The sequence below is a fragment of the Halioglobus sp. HI00S01 genome, assembly GCF_001635445.1.
Classification (GTDB): domain Bacteria; phylum Pseudomonadota; class Gammaproteobacteria; order Pseudomonadales; family Halieaceae; genus Halioglobus; species Halioglobus japonicus.
Map to the genome: position 1 here is coordinate 119,603 of NZ_LWEE01000058.1, position 19,913 is coordinate 139,515.

Sequence of the window (19,913 nt, forward strand, 5' to 3'; positions counted from 1 at the left end):
TACCCTCGTGGCCCAGCTCGATCCAGCGATTTTGGAGGCTCTCGCAGCCATAGTCGGCGAGACGCGTGTGCTCACCGACGAAAGCAGCTGTGAGCAGTATGGCCTGGACTGGACCCGCTTCTACACGCCGGCGCCCTCGGCGGTGCTGCTGCCCGGTTCAATTGAGGAAGTACAGGCCATTGTGCGCCTGGCCGCTGACCAAAACCTCGCGATTGTGCCCTCCGGCGGCCGCACCGGCCTGAGTGCCGGTGCCGTGGCCGCCAATGGTGAGCTGGTGCTGGCCCTGGACCGTCTTAATACCCTTTCTGATTTCAATCTCGTAGACCGCACCGTGCGCTGTGGCGCCGGGGTTATTACCGAGCAACTGCAGCAGTTCGCCGAGGAGCAGGGTCTTTACTATCCGGTGGATTTTGCCTCCGCGGGTTCCAGCCAGATCGGCGGCAATATCTCCACCAATGCCGGTGGCATCAAGGTTATCAAGCACGGCATGACCCGCGACTGGGTGGCCGGCCTCAAGCTCGTCACCGGCACCGGTGAGCTGCTGGACCTCAATCGCGGCCTGATGAAAAACAACGCCGGCTACGACCTGCGCCAGCTGGCTATTGGTGCCGAGGGCACGTTGGGGGTGGTCGTGGAAGCCACCATGTCACTGACGCGGACGCCGGAGAACCTGGCGGTACTGGTCCTCGGTGCGCCTGACATGCAGGCCATTATGCATGTGCTCACCGCCTTCCAGGCCGAGATCGAATTGTCGGCTTTTGAGTTTTTCTCCGAGATCGCCCTGGAAAAAGTGGTCGCTCATCAGGATTTACAGCGTCCCTTCGAAACCGTGTGCGACTATTACGCCCTGATCGAGTTCGAGCAGCCGAACGATGCGGCCATGGAAAAAGCCATGGCGCTCTTCGAGCACTGCGTGGAGCAGGGCTGGGTATACGATGGCACCGTGAGCCAGAGCCTGTCCCAGGCCCAGAACCTGTGGCGCCTGCGCGAAGACATTTCCGAAACCATTACGCCCTGGACGCCCTACAAGAACGACATCTCCACAGTGATCTCACGCGTGCCGGAGTTCCTGGCGGAAGTGGAGGCCGTGGTTAACCAGAACTATCCCGATTTTGAGATCGTCTGGTTTGGCCATATTGGCGACGGCAATGTGCACCTGAATATTCTCAAGCCCGAGGGGCTGCCCATTGATGAGTTCAAGGCGCAGTGCGGCGAAGTGTCGACCTGGGTGTTTGAGATTGTGCAGCGCTACGGTGGTTCGGTCTCGGCCGAGCATGGCGTGGGCCTGCTCAAGAAGGAGTATCTCGAGTATTCGCGCTCGGCACTGGAGATCGAGATTATGAAGGGCATTAAGCAGGTGTTTGATCCCAAGGGGATTATGAATCCTGGGAAGATTTTTGACGCCTGAGGTTGTGTCTGGCTCTGGCTAGACGCGAATTTGCAGCGGCGTGGGTTTTTCTGCGGAGCCGCATGTTTTGCTCCAGCGGCTGCGGTCGCGGGGCAACTCGGGGTGGGATTGCTGACGCAATCCTCAAGCACCCCTCAAACACTCCCCGCGAAAGCCCTGCGCCGCTTCTACAAAACATAAGCGCGGCTTGAAGGCTTTGAAAAACCCACCCCGCTGCAAATTCGCTTGAGTCGGTCAGCGGGCCGATCATTGAGTGCACTAGGAATCTTTTGGAGTCGCCGGAAGCGAGGGGTGGCATTGCCCAGAGGCTTTTCGAAATCGTGCGAAGCCAGGGATGGCGAAGCCCGAAACGCCCATGGACGGCTTGCAGTGGTTTCGAAAAGCCTCTGGGCGATGCCGCACCGGTTAGCCAGCAACAACACACAAGACCTACAGCAACCGCAAAGGCTCCTCCTGTAAAGCCGCCATCTGCTCCCGCAACTCTAATATATGCTCAGCCCAATACCGCTCGGTGTTGAACCAAGTAAACGCCCGCGGAAACGCAGGATCATCCCAGCGCCTGGCCAACCAGGCCGCATAATTCACTAGCCGCAGCGTGCGCAGCGGTTCGACCCAGCGCAGTTGTCTGGCATCAAAATCGCAAAATTCCTCGTAGCCTTCGATCAGCTCACACAATTGCAGTTCACGCTCGTGGCGCTCGCCGTTGAGGAACATCCACAAATCTTGCATGGCCGGCGCCGTGCTGCAGTCGTCTAGGTCAACAAAGTGCGCCACATCATCGCGCCACAAAATATTGCCGACATGGCAGTCGCCGTGCACACGGGTCTCATCTTCCGGGGCAGGTTGGTATTGCTCGGTGACCGCCTGCAGTAGATCTGCCGTGAGCGAGCTGTAAGCCGGTTCAAGCTCCTTTGGAATGAAGTTTTCCAGCAGGTACTCGCGGTTCTCGGCGAGCATGCGGTCGATATCAATACGCTGGCGATGCTCGAAAGAACTGGCTTTGCCCACGGCGTGGATACGTCCAAGGGTACGTCCGAGGATGAGCATGTTGTCGAGGTTGTCCAGCTCCGGGGGGTAGCCGCCACGGCGTGGGAACAGGGCGATCTGGAAGCCCTCATAGGTATGCAGGGTGGTGCCGTGCTCGTCGGCCATCGGTGCCACTACCGAGATGTCGGCAGCCTGCAGTTCCAGACTGAAGGCGTGCTCCTCTTCGATTTGTGCCATGGTCCAGCGATCCGGCCGATAGAATTTCGCGATCAGCGGTTCGCCGTCTTCAATGCCCACCTGATAGACGCGGTTCTCGTAACTGTTGAGAGCCAGCAGGCGCGCGTCGGACAGCCGGCCCGTGGATTCCACCGCGTCGATTACCATGTCCGGGGTGAGTCTGTCGTAGGGATGTTCGCTCACAGGCTCGCCTCGCTGAGTAGTGCGGCGCTTTTGATCTGGGCGAAGATGTCATCGCCCGCGTTGAGCTTCAGGGTCTCGGCCGATTTGCGGGTGATGCGCGCCAGTAAATATTGGTCGCCCAGAGCCAGGCGCAGCAGCAGCCGCGCGTCTGTGCACTGTTCTATCTCTGACACGGTCACCGGGAGGATGTTCAGGATACTGCTGTCGGTTGGCTTGCTGGCGCACACGCTCACATCCCGTGCCGGAATGCGTACCCTGCGGCGGCTGCCGATGGGTTGGTCGAGGTGATTGACCAGTAGTGACTGGCCCGCAATGTGAATCTCGCTGAGGCCATAAGCCTCGTCGTGTGCTGTGATTTCACCGATGAGAATAGCCGCAGCCTGTTCTTCATGAGAGAGCCGGTTGTCCAGGCGTGACGCCAGTTCCAGAAACGGGCCCTGGGCAGTTACCCGACCATTTTCCAAGAGCAGGATGTGATCGGCCAGGGCGCCGACCTCTTCGATATCATGACTGACATACAACACCGGTAGTTCGAGCCGGCTCGCCAGGTCCTGCAGTAGTTGTAGGCACTCGCGGCTGGCGGCGTGATCGAGATTCGCCAGTGGCTCGTCCAGGAGCAGCAGATCCGGGGCGCCAAGGAGGGCGCGGCCAATGGCGACGCGCTGGCGCTGGCCCGCCGACAGCGTATCGGGTAATTGCTCGAGCAGCGGTGTCAGCCCCAGCCATTGCTCAAGTGCATCGCGCGCCAGCGGTGCGGGCCCGCTGGCGCGATTTGCCGCATAGTCGAGATTGCCCGCCACCGTGAGGTGCGGGAACAGCCGGGCATCCTGGAACACATAGCCAATATTGCGCTGCCAGGGCGGCAGGCATTTCTCGCGATTCTGCCAGGTGGCTGCGCCGAAGCGAATCTCGCTACCCGGCGCCGCGTTGCGTAAGCCGGCAATACAGTCCAGCAGGGTGCTCTTGCCGCTGCCGCTGGGTCCGTAAATAGCGGTGACACCCTCCGCGGGCAAAGCGCATTGCAGTGCCAGTTGAAAACCCTGTTCGCCGGAGCATTGAATATCCAGCAGTAACATCAGTGATTCACCCGCCAGCCCGCGCCCTTGCGGTAAACAAAGAACAGCAACGCCAGGGAGAAGACCAGCAGCCCGGCTGCGAGGCGGTGGGCCTCGGCAAATTTCAGGGTTTCCACCTGGTCGTAGAGGGCGATCGAGAGTACCTGGGTCTCCCGCGGAATATTGCCGCCAATCATCAGTACCACGCCGAATTCACCGACCGTATGGGCAAAGCCAAGCACGGCTGCGGCGATAAAACTGCGCCGGGTCAGCGGCAGGATGATGGAGCGAAACTGGTCGAGGGGTGTGGCCCCCAGCGTGGCAGCCGCTTGCAGCATGCCGCCGGGTACCCGCTGGAAGGCGGCCTGCAGTGGCTGGACCACAAATGGCAGCGAGTAAATGACCGAGCCGATGACCAGCGCGGAGAAGCTGAAGGCCAGCTGCTGGTCGGTCAGTGCCTGCCAGGTTTTGCCCAGCGGCGCGTCCGGTGCCAGCGCCAGCAGCAGGTAAAACCCCAGCACGGTCGGTGGCAGTACCAGCGGCAGCGCGACGATGGCTTCGATAAAAGCGGCGAAACTGCCCCGGTGTCGTGCCAGCCACCAGGCCATTGGCGTGCCGAGCAGGAGAAGAATCACAGTGGTGGTGCTGGCCAATGCCATGGTCAGGGCAATGGCATCCAGTTCGGCGGGGTTCAGGGGCAAGGCAGGTAACCCGAGTCCAGAATCAGTCGGCGCACGGTATCACTTCTCAGCCACTCGAGATAGGCATTGAGGTTTGGGTGATCCTTGATTACCAGCGCGTGTTGCTGCAGATCGCGATGCCATTTGGCGGGAATGGCGATGCCCGCCTCACCGGCTAATGACTTGGACACCAGGGCCATTTGCACGGTACGGGTGCGCCAGTACTGGTAGGCCTGCAGTACGTTATTGCCCCGCACCAGTCTCTGCGGCTGAGTACCCTTCAGGTTCAGTACATCCATGGCGGCCTGGCCGTAGGGGGCGGTATCGGGATTGGCAATGGCCAGATCCAGCCCCAGGCCCGGCGCCTCAAGCTGACTGAGGGGGCCGCCTAGCAGTGCCAGCTGGCCGTTGGCATAGCAGAAGGGCTGCAGGCCCAGGCCTTCATCGTGCAGCAGTGCCGGTGCGGCGGCGTCGGCCGCCAGGAATAGATGATATGGGGCGCCGCGCATGACCTGATGGGTGAGCACACCGGTGGAGGCACTACTTAGTCTGACCGGGTGACCGGTTTGGGCGCTGAAGCGGGCGTTAATGTCTTCCAGGGTGGAGCGGAAGTTGGCGGCGACGGCGACGGTGAGTGGTGTCTCAGCAAGCCCCGCCGGCGCTACTGTTAATAGCAGAGCGAGTATTAGGCAGCGCATGGAATATTCCTCGTTCCTCTTACAGGGGGGTGCGGGCCAGGCACCAGATGTCGACCTGCCGGGCACCTGCGTCGAGCAGGGCTGTGGCCGCCGCTTCCGCGGTGGCACCGGTGGTCATCACGTCGTCGATCAACGCGATTCGCAGGCTGTCACAGCGCCGCCGCACTGTAAAGGCACCCCTGAGATTGCGCGTCCTGGCCTGGGCATCCATGGCCGACTGTGCTGCCGTCGCCCGGTGCCTGTACAACAGGTGTGTATCGATCCGGGTGCGCTGCAGCGAGCTGGATTGTGCTGTGATAGCCCGGGCCAATAGCTCGGCCTGGTTGTAACCGCGGGTGAGCTGGCGCCGCCAGTGCAGGGGTATGGGCACCAGCAGGTCTGGCGGTGTCACCTGGGCATGCTCTAGCCACAAGGTGGCCAGCAGGCGAGTGAATCCTGATTGGCGCTGGAACTTCCAGCGCTGGATAAGATATGCCAGATACTCCCCGTAGATGAGCGGCACGACCGCAACGCTATAGGCCGGTGGGTGGCGCAGGCAGCGGCCGCAGCCTGGCGCGGCGATGTGGGCCGGCAATGGCAGTGCACAACAGGGGCAGGCGGCCTGGTTGATAGGCAGTTCCTCCCGGCAGTGTTGGCAGAGGGGCAGATCGCTGTGGCTGAACATTCCGCAGAGGGCGCAGTACTGGGGTAGCAGCCCATCCAGCAGGTATCTGGCGAGGCGGTTTATGTTGTTAACCATGGCCGTTCTTCCAGGTTGACAGCGCCCGGTCCCGCGGTATCATTTGCCACCACCGAAACAGCATGAACAGAATCAGGTTAACTATGAGCACCGCTGCTACCCCCATTGTTGATCCCACCGCCTCGGAATTGCGCCACGACTGGACGCGCCAGGAAGTGGAAGCGCTGTTTGCCCTGCCGTTTAACGATCTGCTGTTTGAAGCCCAGAGCCTGCATCGCAAGTATTTTGACCCCAACAAGGTGCAGGTGAGCACATTGCTTTCCATCAAAACCGGCGCTTGCCCGGAAGACTGCGCCTACTGCCCCCAGAGCACCCGCTATGACACCGGTCTCGAGGTGGAGAAGCTCATGGAAGTGCAGAAAGTGCTGGAGCAGGCCAAGGCGGCCAAGGCCGCAGGCTCAACCCGTTTCTGTATGGGTGCTGCCTGGCGCAGCCCGAAAAACCGCGATATGCCCCACGTAGTAGCGATGGTTAAAGGCGTGCGGGATCTGGGTTTGGAAACCTGTATGACCCTGGGCATGCTCACCGAAGATCAGGCCCGGGAGTTGGCCGAAGCCGGCCTGGACTATTACAACCACAACCTGGATACCTCCCCGGAGTACTACGGCGACATTATCACCACCCGCACCTACCAGGATCGTCTCGATACCCTGGACCATGTGCGCAACTCCGGCATGAAAATCTGCTCCGGCGGTATTGTCGGCATGGGCGAGCAGGAAAGTGATCGCGCCGGTATGCTACAGCAGTTGGCGAATCTGCCCCAGCATCCGGAGAGTGTGCCTATTAATATGCTGGTGCGTGTTGAAGGCACGCCGCTGGAGAGCCAGGAAGATCTCGACCCCATCGATTTTATTCGCATGATTGCCGTTGCCCGTATCATGATGCCCGCGTCACATGTGCGCCTGTCGGCAGGCCGCGAAGAGATGAACGAAGAGATGCATGCGCTGGCCTATTTTGCCGGTGCCAACTCGATCTTCTACGGCGAGAAGCTACTGACCACGCCCAATCCCCGGGCCAACAAAGATATGGCCCTGTTTGGCAAGCTCGGCATTAACACCGAGGAGCTGGCTCTGGAGCAGGCGCCGGAAACACCGCATCCCCAGTTCTACGACGCGGCCCGCGCCTGAGTGGTGCCATGCCCGGTTTCAATGAGCGCCTTGGCGCTGTCCTGGCGCAGCGCCGCAGGGACGATCTCTATCGCCAGCGCCTGACCCTGGAATCGAGCCAGGGCCCGCGGGTGCGGGTCGATGGGCGCGAATATCTCAATTTCTGCAGTAATGACTACCTGGGGCTTGCCGCCCACCCGCAGGTGGTGGCTACGCTGCGCGCCGGCGCTGAGCGCTATGGTGTGGGCAGCGGTGCTTCGCATCTCGTGTGCGGCCACAGTACGCCCCACCGCGAACTGGAAGAGGCTCTGGCCGAGTTGACTGGCCGCCCGCGGGCGCTGTTGTTCTCATCCGGCTATGCTGCCAACACCGGTACCCTCACCACGCTGCTTCAATCCGGCGACCAGGTGTTTCAGGATCGCCTCAATCACGCCTCGCTACTCGACGGCGGCCTCCACAGTGGCGCGCGATTCCGCCGCTTCGCCCACAACAATGTGACCGACCTTGAGCACAAAATCATCGCAGCGCCGCCTGACAGCGCCAAACTTGTGGTGGTGGACGGGGTGTTCAGCATGGATGGGGATACCGCGCCCCTGGCCGACCTGGCCGCCCTCTGCCAGCAGCACAATGCCTGGTTAATGGTTGACGATGCGCATGGCATCGGGGTGATGGGCGAGGGCGGTGCAGGCAGCGTTACCGCCGCCGGGCTTGATTCTGCCCAGGCGCCGGTACTCATGGCCACCCTGGGTAAGGCGCTGGGTTGCGCCGGGGCATTTGTGGCCGGTGACGAGCTGTTGATCGAAAGCCTCATTCAGGGTGCGCGCAACTACATTTACACCACAGCGATGCCACCGGCGGTCGCCGCAGCGGGGTTGGCGGCGGTGCGCCTGCTCGCGACAGAGGCCTGGCGCCGTGAACATTTACAGCACTTGATAGGGCGCTTTCGCGCAGGCGCTGAGGCGCTTGGCCTGCCATTGATGTATTCCGACAGCGCGATTCAGCCGCTGCAGATAGGTGACGCGGGTCGGGCAATGGCATTCAGTGCGGCCCTGCGCCAGGCGGGCTTTCTGGTGGGGGCGATTCGCCCGCCCACCGTGCCTGCGGGCACTTCGCGCCTGCGCATTACCTTGACTGCAGCACACACTGACGCCGAGGTGGATGCACTGCTCTCGGTCTTGGCCGACGTGGCCGGGGGGCAGCTGTGATGTTGCAGCGCGAATATTTGCCCGCAAGCGGTGAGCCTCGTCAGAAACTGGTGTTATTGCACGGTTGGGGTGCCAATCGCGAGGTGTGGCGGCCGATGCTGCCCTCCCTGCGTCTTTGGGCCGATGTGATGTTACTGGATTTGCCCGGGCTGGCTCCCGGCTGTGGTGACAAGGCGCCGGAGTTCGATGTGCTGCTCGACGAGATCCTGGCCGCGGCACCTACCGGGGCGGTTTACCTGGGGTGGTCGCTTGGCGGCCAGCTTGCCCTGGCCCTGGCCGAGCGAGCACCGGAGCGCGTACGTGCGGTAGTGACGCTGTGTACGAATCCCTGTTTCGTGGCCCAACTCGAGTGGCCGGGAATGCCGGCGGCAGACCTAGCCGTATTCGCCTCCGCATACCGCGATGATGAACAGCGAACCTTGCGCCGCTTTGACAGCCTGCAGGTGGCGGGCGCGGAGAATCCGCGTGCACTGCTGCGCGAGCTTCAGGCCCTGCGTCCACCGCAGCCTGGTTTGGCGCTGGAAACCGGTCTGACCTGGCTGGCGCAACTGGATCAACGCCAATTGCTGTCGTCATTGCTGCCGCCCCAACTGCATTTGCTGGCCGACAACGATGGACTGCACCCGCCGGAGTTGCAGGACTCGATGCGAGGACTGCCAGCACGAGTGTGGGTGTTTGCTGGTTGCGCACACACCGCCCCTCTCGAACAGCCAGAAGCAGTCGCCGAAGCGCTGCAGGCATTCCTGGCGGAACAGAATCTATTGGCTGCGGTAGCGGCGCCACTGGCACTGGCCAAGCACGATGTGGCGCAGTCTTTCAGCCGCGCGGCGGCAGAATATGACAGTGTCGCCCAATTGCAGCGAGACGTCGGTGATCGTCTGTTGGCCAGTATTAATGCGCTGCCGGAGGCGCCGGAGAAGGTGCTGGATCTCGGGAGCGGCACCGGCCATTTCAGCGCCGCGCTCAGGCAACGGTTTCCCGACGCCACGTATATCGGCGTGGACCTGGCCGAGGGCATGGTTCGTTATGCACGCGAGGTGCATCCCCAGGCGGGCGAGTGGCTGGTGGGCGACGCCGAGGCATTGCCACTGGCCTCCGCCTCGGTTGATCTGGTGTTCAGTAGCCTTGCCATTCAATGGTGCTTGCGCCCGGAGTTGTTGTTCGCCGAAGTTGCGCGGGTACTGCGGCCGGGCGGGCGCTGCGCCTTTACCTCGCTGGGGCCTGCCACGTTGCATGAACTGCGATCTTCCTGGGCAGCCGTGGATGAGTATCAGCACGTTAACGAATTTCTCCCGTTGGAGCGTCTCGATCAGGCGGCGGCGCGCACCCCGGGCATTGCGTTGCAGGTGGATATTGAGCCGTTCTGTATGGAATACCGCCAGGTGCGCGAATTACTCAATGAGCTGAAAACCCTGGGGGCCCACAACGTCAACCGCGATCGTCCCGTCGGCCTGACCGGCCGCAGGGCCCTGCAGGGGATGTTGCAGGCGTACGAGCAGTGGCGGCGCGATGGACTGCTGCCCGCCAGTTACGAGGTGTACTTCGGTACCCTGACGAAAGTGTGAGAGAGCGAATATGAGCAAGACTTTCTTTGTGACCGGTACCGATACCGAGGTGGGGAAGACCGCGGTGAGCTGTGCCATTCTCGAGGCGGCGGCTGCGGCCGGGCTCAACACCGCGGCCGTGAAACCGGTGGCAGCCGGCTGTGACGATCAGGGCCAGAATGAAGATGCCCTCGCATTGATGGCCAGTATGACCGCGCAGCTGCCCTACGCCCAGGTCAACCCGGTGGCACTGGCACCGGCAATTGCCCCGCACATTGCTGTCGCCCAGGTGGGCCGGACCATGAAGGCCTCGCAACTGGCGGGGTTTTGCCGCGGCGTTATGACCGGGCCGCATGATCTGGTGCTGATCGAAGGTGCCGGTGGCTGGCGTGTCCCGCTCTCCCCTCGGGAGACGCTCGCCGACCTCGCCCGCGAGTTACAGGTGGGTGTGATTCTTGTCGTCGGCATGCGCCTGGGCTGTATTAACCACGCCCTGCTGACGGCCGAGGCCGTGTTAGGTGACGGCCTGCCGCTGGCGGGCTGGGTAGCAAATCAACCCGGTGAGCGAATGACGTGCCACGAGGAAAACCTGGACACACTGATGCACCTGTTGCCTGCACCGTTTCTGGGTGAGGTGGCCCATATTTCCCCCTGGAGCCCTGTTGAAGCAGGTCAATCTCTTGATATTCAGGCGATTATAACGTAGTAAGTGCTTACTACCATCTGATCGCAAGACGCCTGATTGATCGCTTTATAACCAGAATACCTGACTCCGCCCGGGGCTAACCCCAAAAAGGTATTTGACTTCGGGGGCGTTTTACGCAAAATGTGTGCACTGCTTACATGGCCCCCATGGGGTGGCTGCTGCCACCGCGGGCCGGTTTAAACAAAGAGAGGTAAAGGACAATGCCAGACTATAAGGCTCCCCTGCGCGACATCGGTTTTGTTGTCAACGAAGTACTGGAAGCGGAAAAAGTTTTCCAGACCCTGCCCGGCTACGAAGAGGCCAGCACCGACCTGATGGACGCGATTGCGGCCGAAGGCGCCAAGTTCTGTGAAGAAGTTTTGCAGCCCCTGAACCGTGTTGGTGACGAAGAGGGATGTACCTGGAGCGAAGAGGGTGTGACCACCCCGGCGGGCTTCAAAGAAGCCTACCAGCAGTATGTCGACAATGGCTGGCCCTCGCTGTCTGCCGATGTTGATTACGGCGGTCAGGGCATGCCCAACCTGGTGGGCATTGTGAACACTGAAATGGTGGGTAGCGCCAACTGGTCCTGGGGTATGTACCCCGGCCTGAGCCACGGTGCTGTTAAGACCATTGAAGAGCACGGTACCGAAGAGCAGAAGCAAAAGTACCTCACCAAGCTGATTTCCGGCGAGTGGACAGGCACCATGTGTCTGACCGAATCTCACTGTGGTTCTGACCTGGGCCTGCTGCGCACCAAGGCCGAGCCCAATGCCGACGGCTCCTACGCGATTACCGGCCAGAAGATCTTCATCTCCGCCGGTGAACACGACATGACGGACAATATCGTCCACATCGTACTGGCTCGCCTTCCGGACGCACCGGAAGGCACCAAGGGTATCTCCCTGTTTATCGTTCCCAAAATGAACGTGAACGATGACGGTTCTGTCGGTGAGCGCAATGGCGTGTACTGTGGATCGATCGAGCACAAGATGGGAATTCACGGCAACGCCACCTGCGTGCTGAACTTCGACGGCGCCAAGGGCTACCTGATTGGCCCCGAGAACCGTGGCCTGAACTGCATGTTCACCTTTATGAATACTGCGCGCATCGGTACTGCTGCCCAGGGCCTGTCCCACATGGAGCAGAGCTTCCAGGGCGCCCTGACCTACGCCAAAGAGCGCCTGGCGATGCGCAGCCTCACCGGCCCTAAGAACGCCGATGGCCCCGCTGATCCGATCATCGTGCACCCCGACGTGCGCAAGATGCTGCTGACCCAGAAGGCCTTTGCCGAAGGCAGCCGCGCGTTCCTGCTGTACCTGGCCATGCTGGGCGACATCGTGGACAAGGGCGCCGAGGAAGAAGCGAAAAACGCTGATGACCTGATGTCACTGCTGACCCCGATCGCCAAGGCCTTCATGACCGAAACCGGTTACGAAGCTGCCAACCACGGCGTCCAGATTTTCGGTGGCCACGGCTTTATCAGCGAGTGGGGTATGGAGCAAATCGTTCGCGACTGCCGTATTGCCATGCTGTACGAAGGCACCACCGGTATCCAGGCCATGGACCTGATAGGTCGTAAGGTACTGGGTTCCGGCGGCAAGATGCTGCTCAACTTCACCACCATGATCGACGAGCTGTGCCAGGCCAATTCTGCCGAGGAAGATAAGCCCTTCATCGACGCGCTGAACGCCAAGAAAGACGAGTGGCTGGGTGTGTCCATGCAGATTGGCGAAGCTGCCATGAGCAACCCTGACGAAGCGGGCTCCGCTGCGGTGGATTACCTGATGTACTCCGGTTACATCACACTGGCTTACTTCTGGGCCAAGATGGCGATTATCGCCCGCCAGAAGATTGCCGCTGCCGACGACGACACCTCGTTCTACGAGGCCAAGCTGATGACCGCGCAGTTCTACTTCGAACGCCTGCTGCCGCGCACCGAGTCGCTCAAGACCACCATGCTGGCCGGCGCTGACAACCTCATGCAGATGCCCGAGGAAATGTTCGCGTTCTAAACGTTTGCTGCTGGGAAATCGCGCCGGTTTGGCGTGACATTCCCTTTATTCGGGGGGAGAATACGTATCGTGTTCTCCCCTTTTTTTATCTATGAAACAGCCTGAAGAACAGCAAGACCGCAGCTATCAGAATTCCCTGTATCCCGAGGATCAGGCCAAGGTCGACGAATTCCTTAAGCGCGGCGTCAACTCGGTCGAACGCAAGCCATTTCGTCCGTTCTATATGATCCTGCTGCTGATTGGTTCCGTAACCATTCTCAGCTTTGTCAGCCAGTGGATTGCCCGGGCGGCCGGCATATACTGAGGGCATTGGCGGCCCTTAAGCCATTTGGTATAGTGGCGCGCCTTAAATTAACGGTGTGTAGCGCAGCCTGGTAGCGCACTTCCTTCGGGAGGAAGGGGTCGGAGGTTCAAATCCTCTCACACCGACCATTTTCAAATCCAATATCTCCGATGTTGATAAAAAAGCCCTGAAAATCAGGGCTTTTTTGTTTACGCTTTGTCCTGAGTGTCTGATGCGTTCCAGCCAAATACCGTCACATTTGGCGGTACAAGTGGCGGTACATTCCAGCCCGGCCCATCTGATACCGTCAAACTGCCTAGACAAAGTAGAGGAGCATACATGGGTAATCTTACTGCCGCACAGGTCAAGCAAGCGAAGCCAGGAAGCAAGGTACAGAAGCTCGCTGATGGGGGCAGCATGTACCTTCTGATTCAGCCCAGTGGTGCCAAGTACTGGCGCTTTGACTACCGATATGCCGGGAAGCGCAAGACACTGGCTCTGGGTGTCTATCCGGAAGTATCCCTGAAGGAAGCCAGGGAGAACCACCAAGATGCCCGGGACAAGCTCAGGCAGAAGCGTGACCCAGGTGATGTGCGTAAGGTCGAGAAGCTGACCCGGCACCTGGCTTCGGCAGAGAGCTTCGAGGCCATTGGCCAGGAGTGGTTTAACCAGGTCATGCCTGCCAAGTCTGAAAGCTACCGTGTTCGTACCAAGCGGATCCTTGAAAAGGACCTCTATCCCTCACTGGGCAGTCGTCCCATCGCTGCGATCACGGCTCCTGAACTCCTGGCTGCACTCAGGAAGGTTGAAGCCAGGGGTGCCGAGGACATTGCTCATCGGGCCAAGCAAACGGCAGGGCAGGTCTTACGCTATGCGGTCGCCACCGGACGCGCAGAGCGCGATCCCAGCGGCGACCTGAAAGGCGCATTGAAGCCAAGGCGGAAGAAGAAGCACCATGCCGCCATTACCAAGCCCGATGAAATCGGACACCTGCTGGTTGCCATGGAGGGTTACGACGGATCACTCCCGGTGAAAACGGCACTCCAGTTGTCCGCGCTGCTGTTCCAGCGCCCCGGTGAGATCCGTGCCATGAAGTGGTCCGAGATCAAGTGGGATGAAGCTCGCTGGGAAATCCCCGCTGAAAAGATGAAGATGAGGCAGCCGCATATCGTGCCCCTATCCACACAGGTAGTCCAACTGCTAGAGGAACTCAAGCCATACACTGCAAGGCGGGGTGACTATGTCTTCCCTAATGCCAGGGGTGCCAGCCGGTGTATGTCAGAGAATGGCGTACGGACCGCCCTGCGCACGCTGGGATACGACAATGACACCATGACCCCTCATGGCTTCAGGGCCATGGCGCGGACCGTGCTGGACGAGGTGCTTGGGTTCCGGGAGGAGTGGATCGAACACCAGCTGGCCCATGCTGTGAAAGATCCCAATGGCCGTGCATACAATCGTACTGCCCACATTGAAGGTCGCGTAGAGATGATGCAGAAGTGGGCCGATTATCTGGATGAATTGAGGGAGGCAGCATCTCCCTCATCCGATGGGTAATACTCGTCCAATAGAGATAATGTGAAATTATCTCTCTGATAGCGCACAAATCTCAGAAAAAGGATTCTCCATACCAAAAAATACCCCTCAAGCCTGATCGAACAGGCGAAACATAGAGTTTGTTGATACGAGGAGTATCCATGAAGAATCCCGCCCCTTCTGCCGAACCTATTCGGCTTTTGCGTGTTAAGGAAGTCCTGAATCTGACGGGCTTGTCCCGTTCCTATCTCTATACCCTCTCTGGCGATGGACGTTTTCCGGGGAGCGTACCGCTTGTGCCGGGAGGCACGGCCCGAGCGTGGGTGTACTCCGAGGTTCAAGATTGGCTGAATCAGCGTATTGAAGAGCGGGGGGCCGTATGACCCCGCCCCTTCAGTCGAATCTTCCAGTGGCTACCACGCCTATCTCTGTCCCGGTGAAATTGGACCCAGTGAAGCTGCGCGACCCAACAAGCTGCATTCAGGAACTTAATCGTCGCTATGCAGTTGTAACTCTGGGCAGCAAAGTTGTCGTCGTAGATGAGCGGGGTGATGGCCCGGAATTCCTCGGGTTTCAGGACTTTGAACGCCTATTTGCCAATGTACGAGTCACGGACGGAAACCGCCAGGTTCAGCTGGGTAAACTCTGGTTGTCCCACGAGGATCGGCGTCAGTACCTGGACGGAGTAGTCTTCGATCCAGCAGGCAACCTATCCACCTCACAGTACAATCTTTGGTTCGGGTTCGCCGTCAAACCAGACAAGGACGAGAGTTGCGACTTGATTCTGGATCATATCCGTGACGTGATCTGCAGCGGTAACCCAGAACACTATGAGTATGTTTTGAACTGGCTCGCGTTAATGGTTCAGCAGCCAGGTACATTGCCGCTTGCCGCAATCGTTTTGTTGTCAGAGCAGGGTACTGGCAAGGGCATTCTCATGGAGTACCTGGGAAAGCTGCTTGGCCGACACTCCAAACATATCACCAATAAATCCCATCTGCTTGGTACATTTTCTGGTCATCTGCAGGACGCTGTATTGGTTTTCGCTGATGAGTTGTCTTGGGACGGGAACAAGGCAGACGCCGGCATTCTGAAGGGGCTTATTACCGAGCCCTCACGGATGATGGAAAAGAAGTTTGCAGATGCTGTCACGGTCAAAAACTGCACTCATCTTATTGTGGCATCTAATGAGAAGTGGGCTGTGCCGACTGAAATATCAGATCGGCGGTATTTTGTGCTCGAAGTCTCGAATGCCCGGAAGTACGACCACGAGTACTTCGAAGATCTGGCAGCCGAAATGGATGCAGGTGGGCCGTCAGGGCTTCTGTGGTACCTACTTCAGCGAGACCTGAAAAACTTCAAGGCAAGTAGCTTTCCTTCAACGCCCGCTCGTTTGAACCAAAAAATCATGTCCCTGGACCCGATCGACCGGTGGCTATATGAAGTTCTAGATGTTGGTCATATTGATGTTGACTCCGGCGGTCCGGAACATGCATGGCCATTAAATGCAGAGAAGCAAGCGGTGTATGACTCATTTTGTCGCTGGATTGTTCGCTGTGGGCTTAAGGTGGCGGCCCCCAACCTCTCCAGTTTTACATCGACCCTGAAGGGGTATGGGATTAATACTTTCCGCATGTCGGTATCCCAATATGGAGTGCGCCCTTATGGGTATCGTTTCCCGCCGCTGGAGGCGGTGCGAGACAGCTTTCAACAGACTCTAGGGGGAAAAATTTGGAAGGAGGATGTTTCCAATGCTGCGTAATCACGGGATTGGCAAACATGGCGAGCAGGGTAAGGTGCCAACAAGCCTTCCCTTTAAGGGGGCCGGCCCAGGACAGTTCCCTCTATGTCCGCGTTGTCTAACATGTCCATGTTGGTGTCGGGCTTGGATTCTACTTTCAGATTTTTACCCACTTATCCTAGTACTCTTTTCCTTGGTCACCTTAGACAACCTAGACTAGAAGGGAAAAGTATAGGGTCGTGAGTGTCTAACCTAATTCGGATCCTCGGACATGCTGGGCATGGAGATGTTGCCGAGAACGCGCGGAGCGCAGTTCGTAGGCAACGGTCCGTTCGCAATAGAAACTTGCACAGAACGGTACCCTATCTCTAATTGATGTCGAACCGATAGATACCCTGTGTACTAAATTCCGGAACCGCGGACTACCCTATATTCTAAATACTGAAATTTCAGGGTTTTCGACTATATGTAGACGGCATACTAATTCTGTTGTCGAAAACTATAAGGCAAAATTGCTCATCCAGGTACGAGCCTAGGGAGGCTTCCGCGACCATCCAAATTTGGCCGCCATTCAAACCACTACGATTACAATCTGGGTAAGCCGGCGGTCACAGACCGCAAGGCGTCCCAGGGAGGAAATCAAAAACAATAAAATACTATTATCTATAACCGTCGTGACGCACCTGGCGTCCCAGCACCGACTGCCCTATCGACTTCGTCGCCGGGCAGATCGGACTGTCCGCCAGTCGGTCACTCGGTTGGATGTTCGCGCTGGCTAAGTAATGACCGAAAACCATAAGGGGATTGTTGTAATCTGGGTACGGGTTCAGTACTGAATGTAATGAACCAGAAAGTGGAACTACCCCCCCCCCTAGACTTCCTCCAATAAATTGAATGCTTACCCACCATCCGCGGGGCGCTCCGCGCCGGCCGTGGATGGTGGGGGCCAGTTTCATCTTCAAGCCTTGCTCACCATCCCAACCAGTTGTACATCGCCTGGTTTCATTCCAATCAATGAATGCGGGAGCAAATCCATGAGCACAACCACAATCTACAACTTCACCCCAACCCAGGAGCTGACCATTCAGGAAGCACTTGGCTTGATCCAGTCCAAGCTTCGAGAGAACGAAGTGTTCTCCAGCCCCAAGGCTGTCAAAGAGTATTGCCAGCTACATCTGGCCCAGGAACGGGATGAGCACTTCTGCTGCCTGTTCCTGGATAACCAGCACAGGCTCATCACCTTCGAGAGGGTCTTCAGAGGCACCGTAGACGGCGCTGCTGTCTACCCCAGGGTCGTTGTCAGACGTGCCCTGGAACTGAATGCTGCGGCTCTGATACTCACCCACAACCACCCTTCTGGCGTTCCTGAACCCAGTGAAGCAGATAAGCGGATCACTTCCCGCCTCAAGGATGCCCTGGCGCTGGTCGACCTGCGGGTTCTCGACCACATTATCGTTGGCACCGATGGCACCCACTCCATGGCAGAATCTGGTTTGATCTGACTCTCTACAGCACCGGCTTTCGGTGCTCATTTTTTTATACAACAATAATGAAGTCGAAGATTGAACATAAAACGGGATTATGCGCAGTGCATGGCACTGTCCGCTGCCGCCGCATAATCTATTTTATGTGTAAATCTACTCGGCGTACTCGGGCGAGTTAGCTCGGCACAGGTACAGATAGGGCAGTTATTTTTGCGCCCCTTCAATAGACGCATCCATGGTGTCCAAGAGAAGCCAATCCGTTGTAACTCGGATCACATAATCAAATGGTAGTTTGCTCTTTCCGCGCAGAGCACATTCCCAAATAGTCAGAGTCTTCCACCCCTTCTGTCGCCTGATGCGGCCAAACCTAACGTCACGCTCACGATTGTCTCTAATTTTCTTTGACCAGGTTTCTCGATTCTGCCCCGGTAGTCTGAACAGGTGGCAGTCATGACCATGGAAGAAGCAGCCATTGAGTAAAATCACCGCGCGGTGCTTAGGGAATACGAGGTCAGGGATTCCCGGTAGACCTAGGTAATTTCTTTGTGATGGAATCCTGTATCTAAAGCCTTTGTGCCAAAGGGCTTTTCGGACACGAACTTCTATCTTGGTGTCGCGCCCTCTAATCCGAGACATCATCTGCGAACGGGTTGATTTATCAACAATATCGGTCATGGTCCCTGGATTCTAGCTCGCTTCCTGGTATCCTTCCCCATCGACACTCTATCAAGCCATCCCATATCGATGCCTGGAAAAATCAATGTTATAGATCTCTTTGCTGGACCAGGTGGTTTGGGAGAGGGGTTTTCGTCTTTCAAGCCAGATGGTGCGGAAGAAGGCGCATTTAGAATCCGTATGTCTGTTGAGAAGGAGAAAAATGCGCACCAGACTCTCACGCTTAGGGCATTGTTCCGTAATATCAGGAGAGGCGGGGAGGTCGCGTCCTACTTCGATTACGTATCCCAAGACATCACCAAGGAAGAGCTGCAATCAGAATTGAAAGCAGAGTGGGGGGAAGCCAGCGAAGAAACCTTGGGTAGCCCCAAGGCTCTTGGTGTTGACAACGCGGAGATTCACTCGAGGCTGAAACAGCTTAAGAAGAAACATAGGGGTGAAAACTGGATTGTCATTGGAGGCCCTCCTTGCCAGGCATATTCGTTGGCAGGCAGGTCACGTAATAGAGGTATCAAGGACTACAAAGCGGAAAATGATCACCGGCACTTTTTGTATCAGGAGTACCTAGAAGTTCTAAGTATTATCGAGCCTGACGTTTTCGTAATGGAAAATGTCAAAGGTATCCTGACCTCTAAAGTTGGTGGGGAGAGGATCTTTCCAACTATCCGGAACGATTTGAAGAACCCGGGCAGAGCAATTGGTAAGTCGTCTAAATCAGCCAACAGGGAATACCAGGTTTACTCTTTCGTCTGTCCACCAAGTGGGCCAGGTCTCTTTGGTGCCGAATATAAAGATGACGCGGACTTTGTTATCAAGGCCGAGCAGTTCGGGGTGCCTCAGGCGCGGCATCGGGTAATTTTGCTGGGTGTTGCGACAGACGCGAATAAAGAACCAGATTTTCTCAGTAAGCCACATTACAGCTCGCCGACGGTGGGGCAAGTGCTTACTGGTTTGCCGCGCCTCAGAAGCCGTTTAACTAAGCAAGAAGACAGTTCTGAGCGTTGGGCTACCCGAGTCAATCAGCAGGCAAGACAAATTAGAGCGGAGATCAAAGGCTCGAAGCAAAAAGCTTTACTATCAGAATTAGATAGAGCGATCGAGTCTTTAGAAAGTTCTTTGCCTACAATGTCGAAAACATATCCACAGCATCGAATCAGCAGACGAATATCCCCTGAACTAAGCAACTGGATAATCGATGATTGTCCACCAAAGCTCATTAATCATGATGCCAGAGGGCATATGGATAGCGATTTAGGACGCTATCTTTTTGCATCCTGTTGGGCGCGTGCTTACCAGGGTGGTGAAGTTGAGATACCCAAAGCAAGTGACTTTCCTGGTTGTCTGGCGCCAAATCATGCCAACTGGCACAGTGGGCACTTCGCTGATCGTTTTCGGGTGCAAGTTAGAGGTAGGCCTGCTACAACAATTACTAGTCATATCTCCAAAGATGGGCATTACTACATACACCATGATCCCTCACAGTGTCGAAGCCTCACGGTTCGCGAGGCTGCGAGAATTCAGACATTCCCTGACAACTACTTTTTTGAAGGAGGGCGAACTGCACAGTATGTTCAGGTTGGAAATGCAGTGCCCCCGTTTCTCGCCCATCAGTTGGCTGAGATCGTTTACAAATTAATTGAGGGCGGCTAGCA

General features: G+C 57.7%; 18 protein-coding genes and 1 tRNA gene. 13 read left to right on the top strand and 6 right to left on the bottom strand.

What is annotated here, in order from left to right; genetic code table 11:
- Positions 1–7 precede the first annotated feature (7 nt).
- Positions 8–1,408: an FAD-binding oxidoreductase gene (locus tag A3709_RS08890; protein ID WP_066053917.1), complete on the top strand. Its 1,401-nt coding sequence runs from the start codon at positions 8–10 to the stop codon at positions 1,406–1,408.
- 429 nt (positions 1,409–1,837) lie between these two features.
- Here A3709_RS08890 and A3709_RS08895 read toward each other — a convergent pair whose 3' ends face one another.
- The 5 genes from A3709_RS08895 to A3709_RS08915 are packed head-to-tail and all read right to left on the bottom strand — an operon-like array spanning position 1,838 to position 5,987.
- A complete protein-coding gene (locus tag A3709_RS08895) occupies positions 1,838–2,815 on the bottom strand; it encodes a serine/threonine protein kinase (RefSeq protein WP_082850003.1) in 978 nt (325 codons plus the stop codon).
- Entirely contained in the window at positions 2,812–3,891 is a 1,080-nt protein-coding gene (gene modC / locus A3709_RS08900) for a molybdenum ABC transporter ATP-binding protein (RefSeq protein ID WP_066053222.1), read from the bottom strand. The genes A3709_RS08895 and modC overlap by 4 nt, the downstream gene beginning before the upstream one ends.
- Positions 3,891–4,571 (bottom strand): molybdate ABC transporter permease subunit, encoded by a 681-nt coding sequence (gene modB, locus A3709_RS08905; protein ID WP_066053225.1) that lies wholly within the window; start codon positions 4,569–4,571, stop codon positions 3,891–3,893. The genes modC and modB overlap by 1 nt, the downstream gene beginning before the upstream one ends.
- Complete coding sequence (modA, locus tag A3709_RS08910; RefSeq protein WP_066053228.1) at positions 4,562–5,248, bottom strand: molybdate ABC transporter substrate-binding protein; 687 nt, start codon at positions 5,246–5,248, stop codon at positions 4,562–4,564. Before modA ends, modB begins: the two co-directional genes overlap by 10 nt.
- A gap of 19 nt (positions 5,249–5,267) precedes the next feature.
- Positions 5,268–5,987: a ComF family protein gene (locus tag A3709_RS08915; RefSeq protein WP_066053231.1), complete on the bottom strand. Its 720-nt coding sequence runs from the start codon at positions 5,985–5,987 to the stop codon at positions 5,268–5,270.
- 83 nt (positions 5,988–6,070) lie between these two features.
- Here A3709_RS08915 and bioB point away from each other — a divergent pair, with 83 nt between their 5' ends.
- The 11 genes from bioB (at position 6,071) to radC (ending at position 17,604) form a co-directional block, all read left to right on the top strand.
- Positions 6,071–7,114, top strand: coding sequence for a biotin synthase BioB (gene bioB / locus A3709_RS08920; protein WP_066053234.1), 1,044 nt, complete (start codon positions 6,071–6,073; stop codon positions 7,112–7,114).
- A gap of 8 nt (positions 7,115–7,122) precedes the next feature.
- Positions 7,123–8,298 (top strand): 8-amino-7-oxononanoate synthase, encoded by a 1,176-nt coding sequence (bioF, locus tag A3709_RS08925; protein WP_066053237.1) that lies wholly within the window; start codon positions 7,123–7,125, stop codon positions 8,296–8,298.
- Entirely contained in the window at positions 8,298–9,863 is a 1,566-nt protein-coding gene (gene bioC, locus A3709_RS22545) for a malonyl-ACP O-methyltransferase BioC (RefSeq protein ID WP_082850005.1), read from the top strand. The genes bioF and bioC overlap by 1 nt, the downstream gene beginning before the upstream one ends.
- Positions 9,864–9,873: 10 nt before the next feature.
- Positions 9,874–10,548 (top strand): dethiobiotin synthase, encoded by a 675-nt coding sequence (gene bioD / locus A3709_RS08935; protein WP_066053240.1) that lies wholly within the window; start codon positions 9,874–9,876, stop codon positions 10,546–10,548.
- Positions 10,549–10,748: 200 nt separating this feature from the next.
- Positions 10,749–12,542 (top strand): acyl-CoA dehydrogenase C-terminal domain-containing protein, encoded by a 1,794-nt coding sequence (locus A3709_RS08940; protein WP_066053243.1) that lies wholly within the window; start codon positions 10,749–10,751, stop codon positions 12,540–12,542.
- Between the two features lie 91 nt (positions 12,543–12,633).
- On the top strand, positions 12,634–12,846 hold the full coding sequence (locus tag A3709_RS08945) for a DUF3094 family protein (protein ID WP_066053247.1): 213 nt from the start codon (positions 12,634–12,636) through the stop codon (positions 12,844–12,846).
- 51 nt (positions 12,847–12,897) lie between these two features.
- A tRNA-Pro gene (locus A3709_RS08950) sits at positions 12,898–12,974 on the top strand.
- A 190-nt stretch (positions 12,975–13,164) separates the two neighbouring features.
- A complete protein-coding gene (locus A3709_RS08955) occupies positions 13,165–14,382 on the top strand; it encodes an integrase arm-type DNA-binding domain-containing protein (RefSeq protein ID WP_066053251.1) in 1,218 nt (405 codons plus the stop codon).
- 140 nt (positions 14,383–14,522) lie between these two features.
- Positions 14,523–14,744, top strand: coding sequence for an AlpA family transcriptional regulator (locus tag A3709_RS22550; protein ID WP_197484133.1), 222 nt, complete (start codon positions 14,523–14,525; stop codon positions 14,742–14,744).
- A 68-nt stretch (positions 14,745–14,812) separates the two neighbouring features.
- Positions 14,813–16,123 carry a DUF5906 domain-containing protein gene (locus tag A3709_RS08960; protein ID WP_156507632.1) on the top strand — a complete coding sequence of 437 codons (1,311 nt, stop codon included), beginning with the start codon at positions 14,813–14,815 and terminating at the stop codon, positions 16,121–16,123.
- A 1,013-nt stretch (positions 16,124–17,136) separates the two neighbouring features.
- Positions 17,137–17,604, top strand: a complete 468-nt coding sequence (gene radC / locus A3709_RS08965; protein WP_066053260.1) for a DNA repair protein RadC — start codon at positions 17,137–17,139, stop codon at positions 17,602–17,604.
- Positions 17,605–17,790: 186 nt separating this feature from the next.
- On the opposite strand, the gene A3709_RS08970 is transcribed toward radC, so the two are convergent.
- Entirely contained in the window at positions 17,791–18,261 is a 471-nt protein-coding gene (locus tag A3709_RS08970) for a very short patch repair endonuclease (protein ID WP_066053262.1), read from the bottom strand.
- Positions 18,262–18,330: 69 nt separating this feature from the next.
- Between A3709_RS08970 and A3709_RS08975 the strand changes: the two genes are divergently transcribed.
- Positions 18,331–19,911 carry a DNA cytosine methyltransferase gene (locus tag A3709_RS08975; protein ID WP_066053266.1) on the top strand — a complete coding sequence of 527 codons (1,581 nt, stop codon included), beginning with the start codon at positions 18,331–18,333 and terminating at the stop codon, positions 19,909–19,911.
- Positions 19,912–19,913 lie beyond the last annotated feature (2 nt).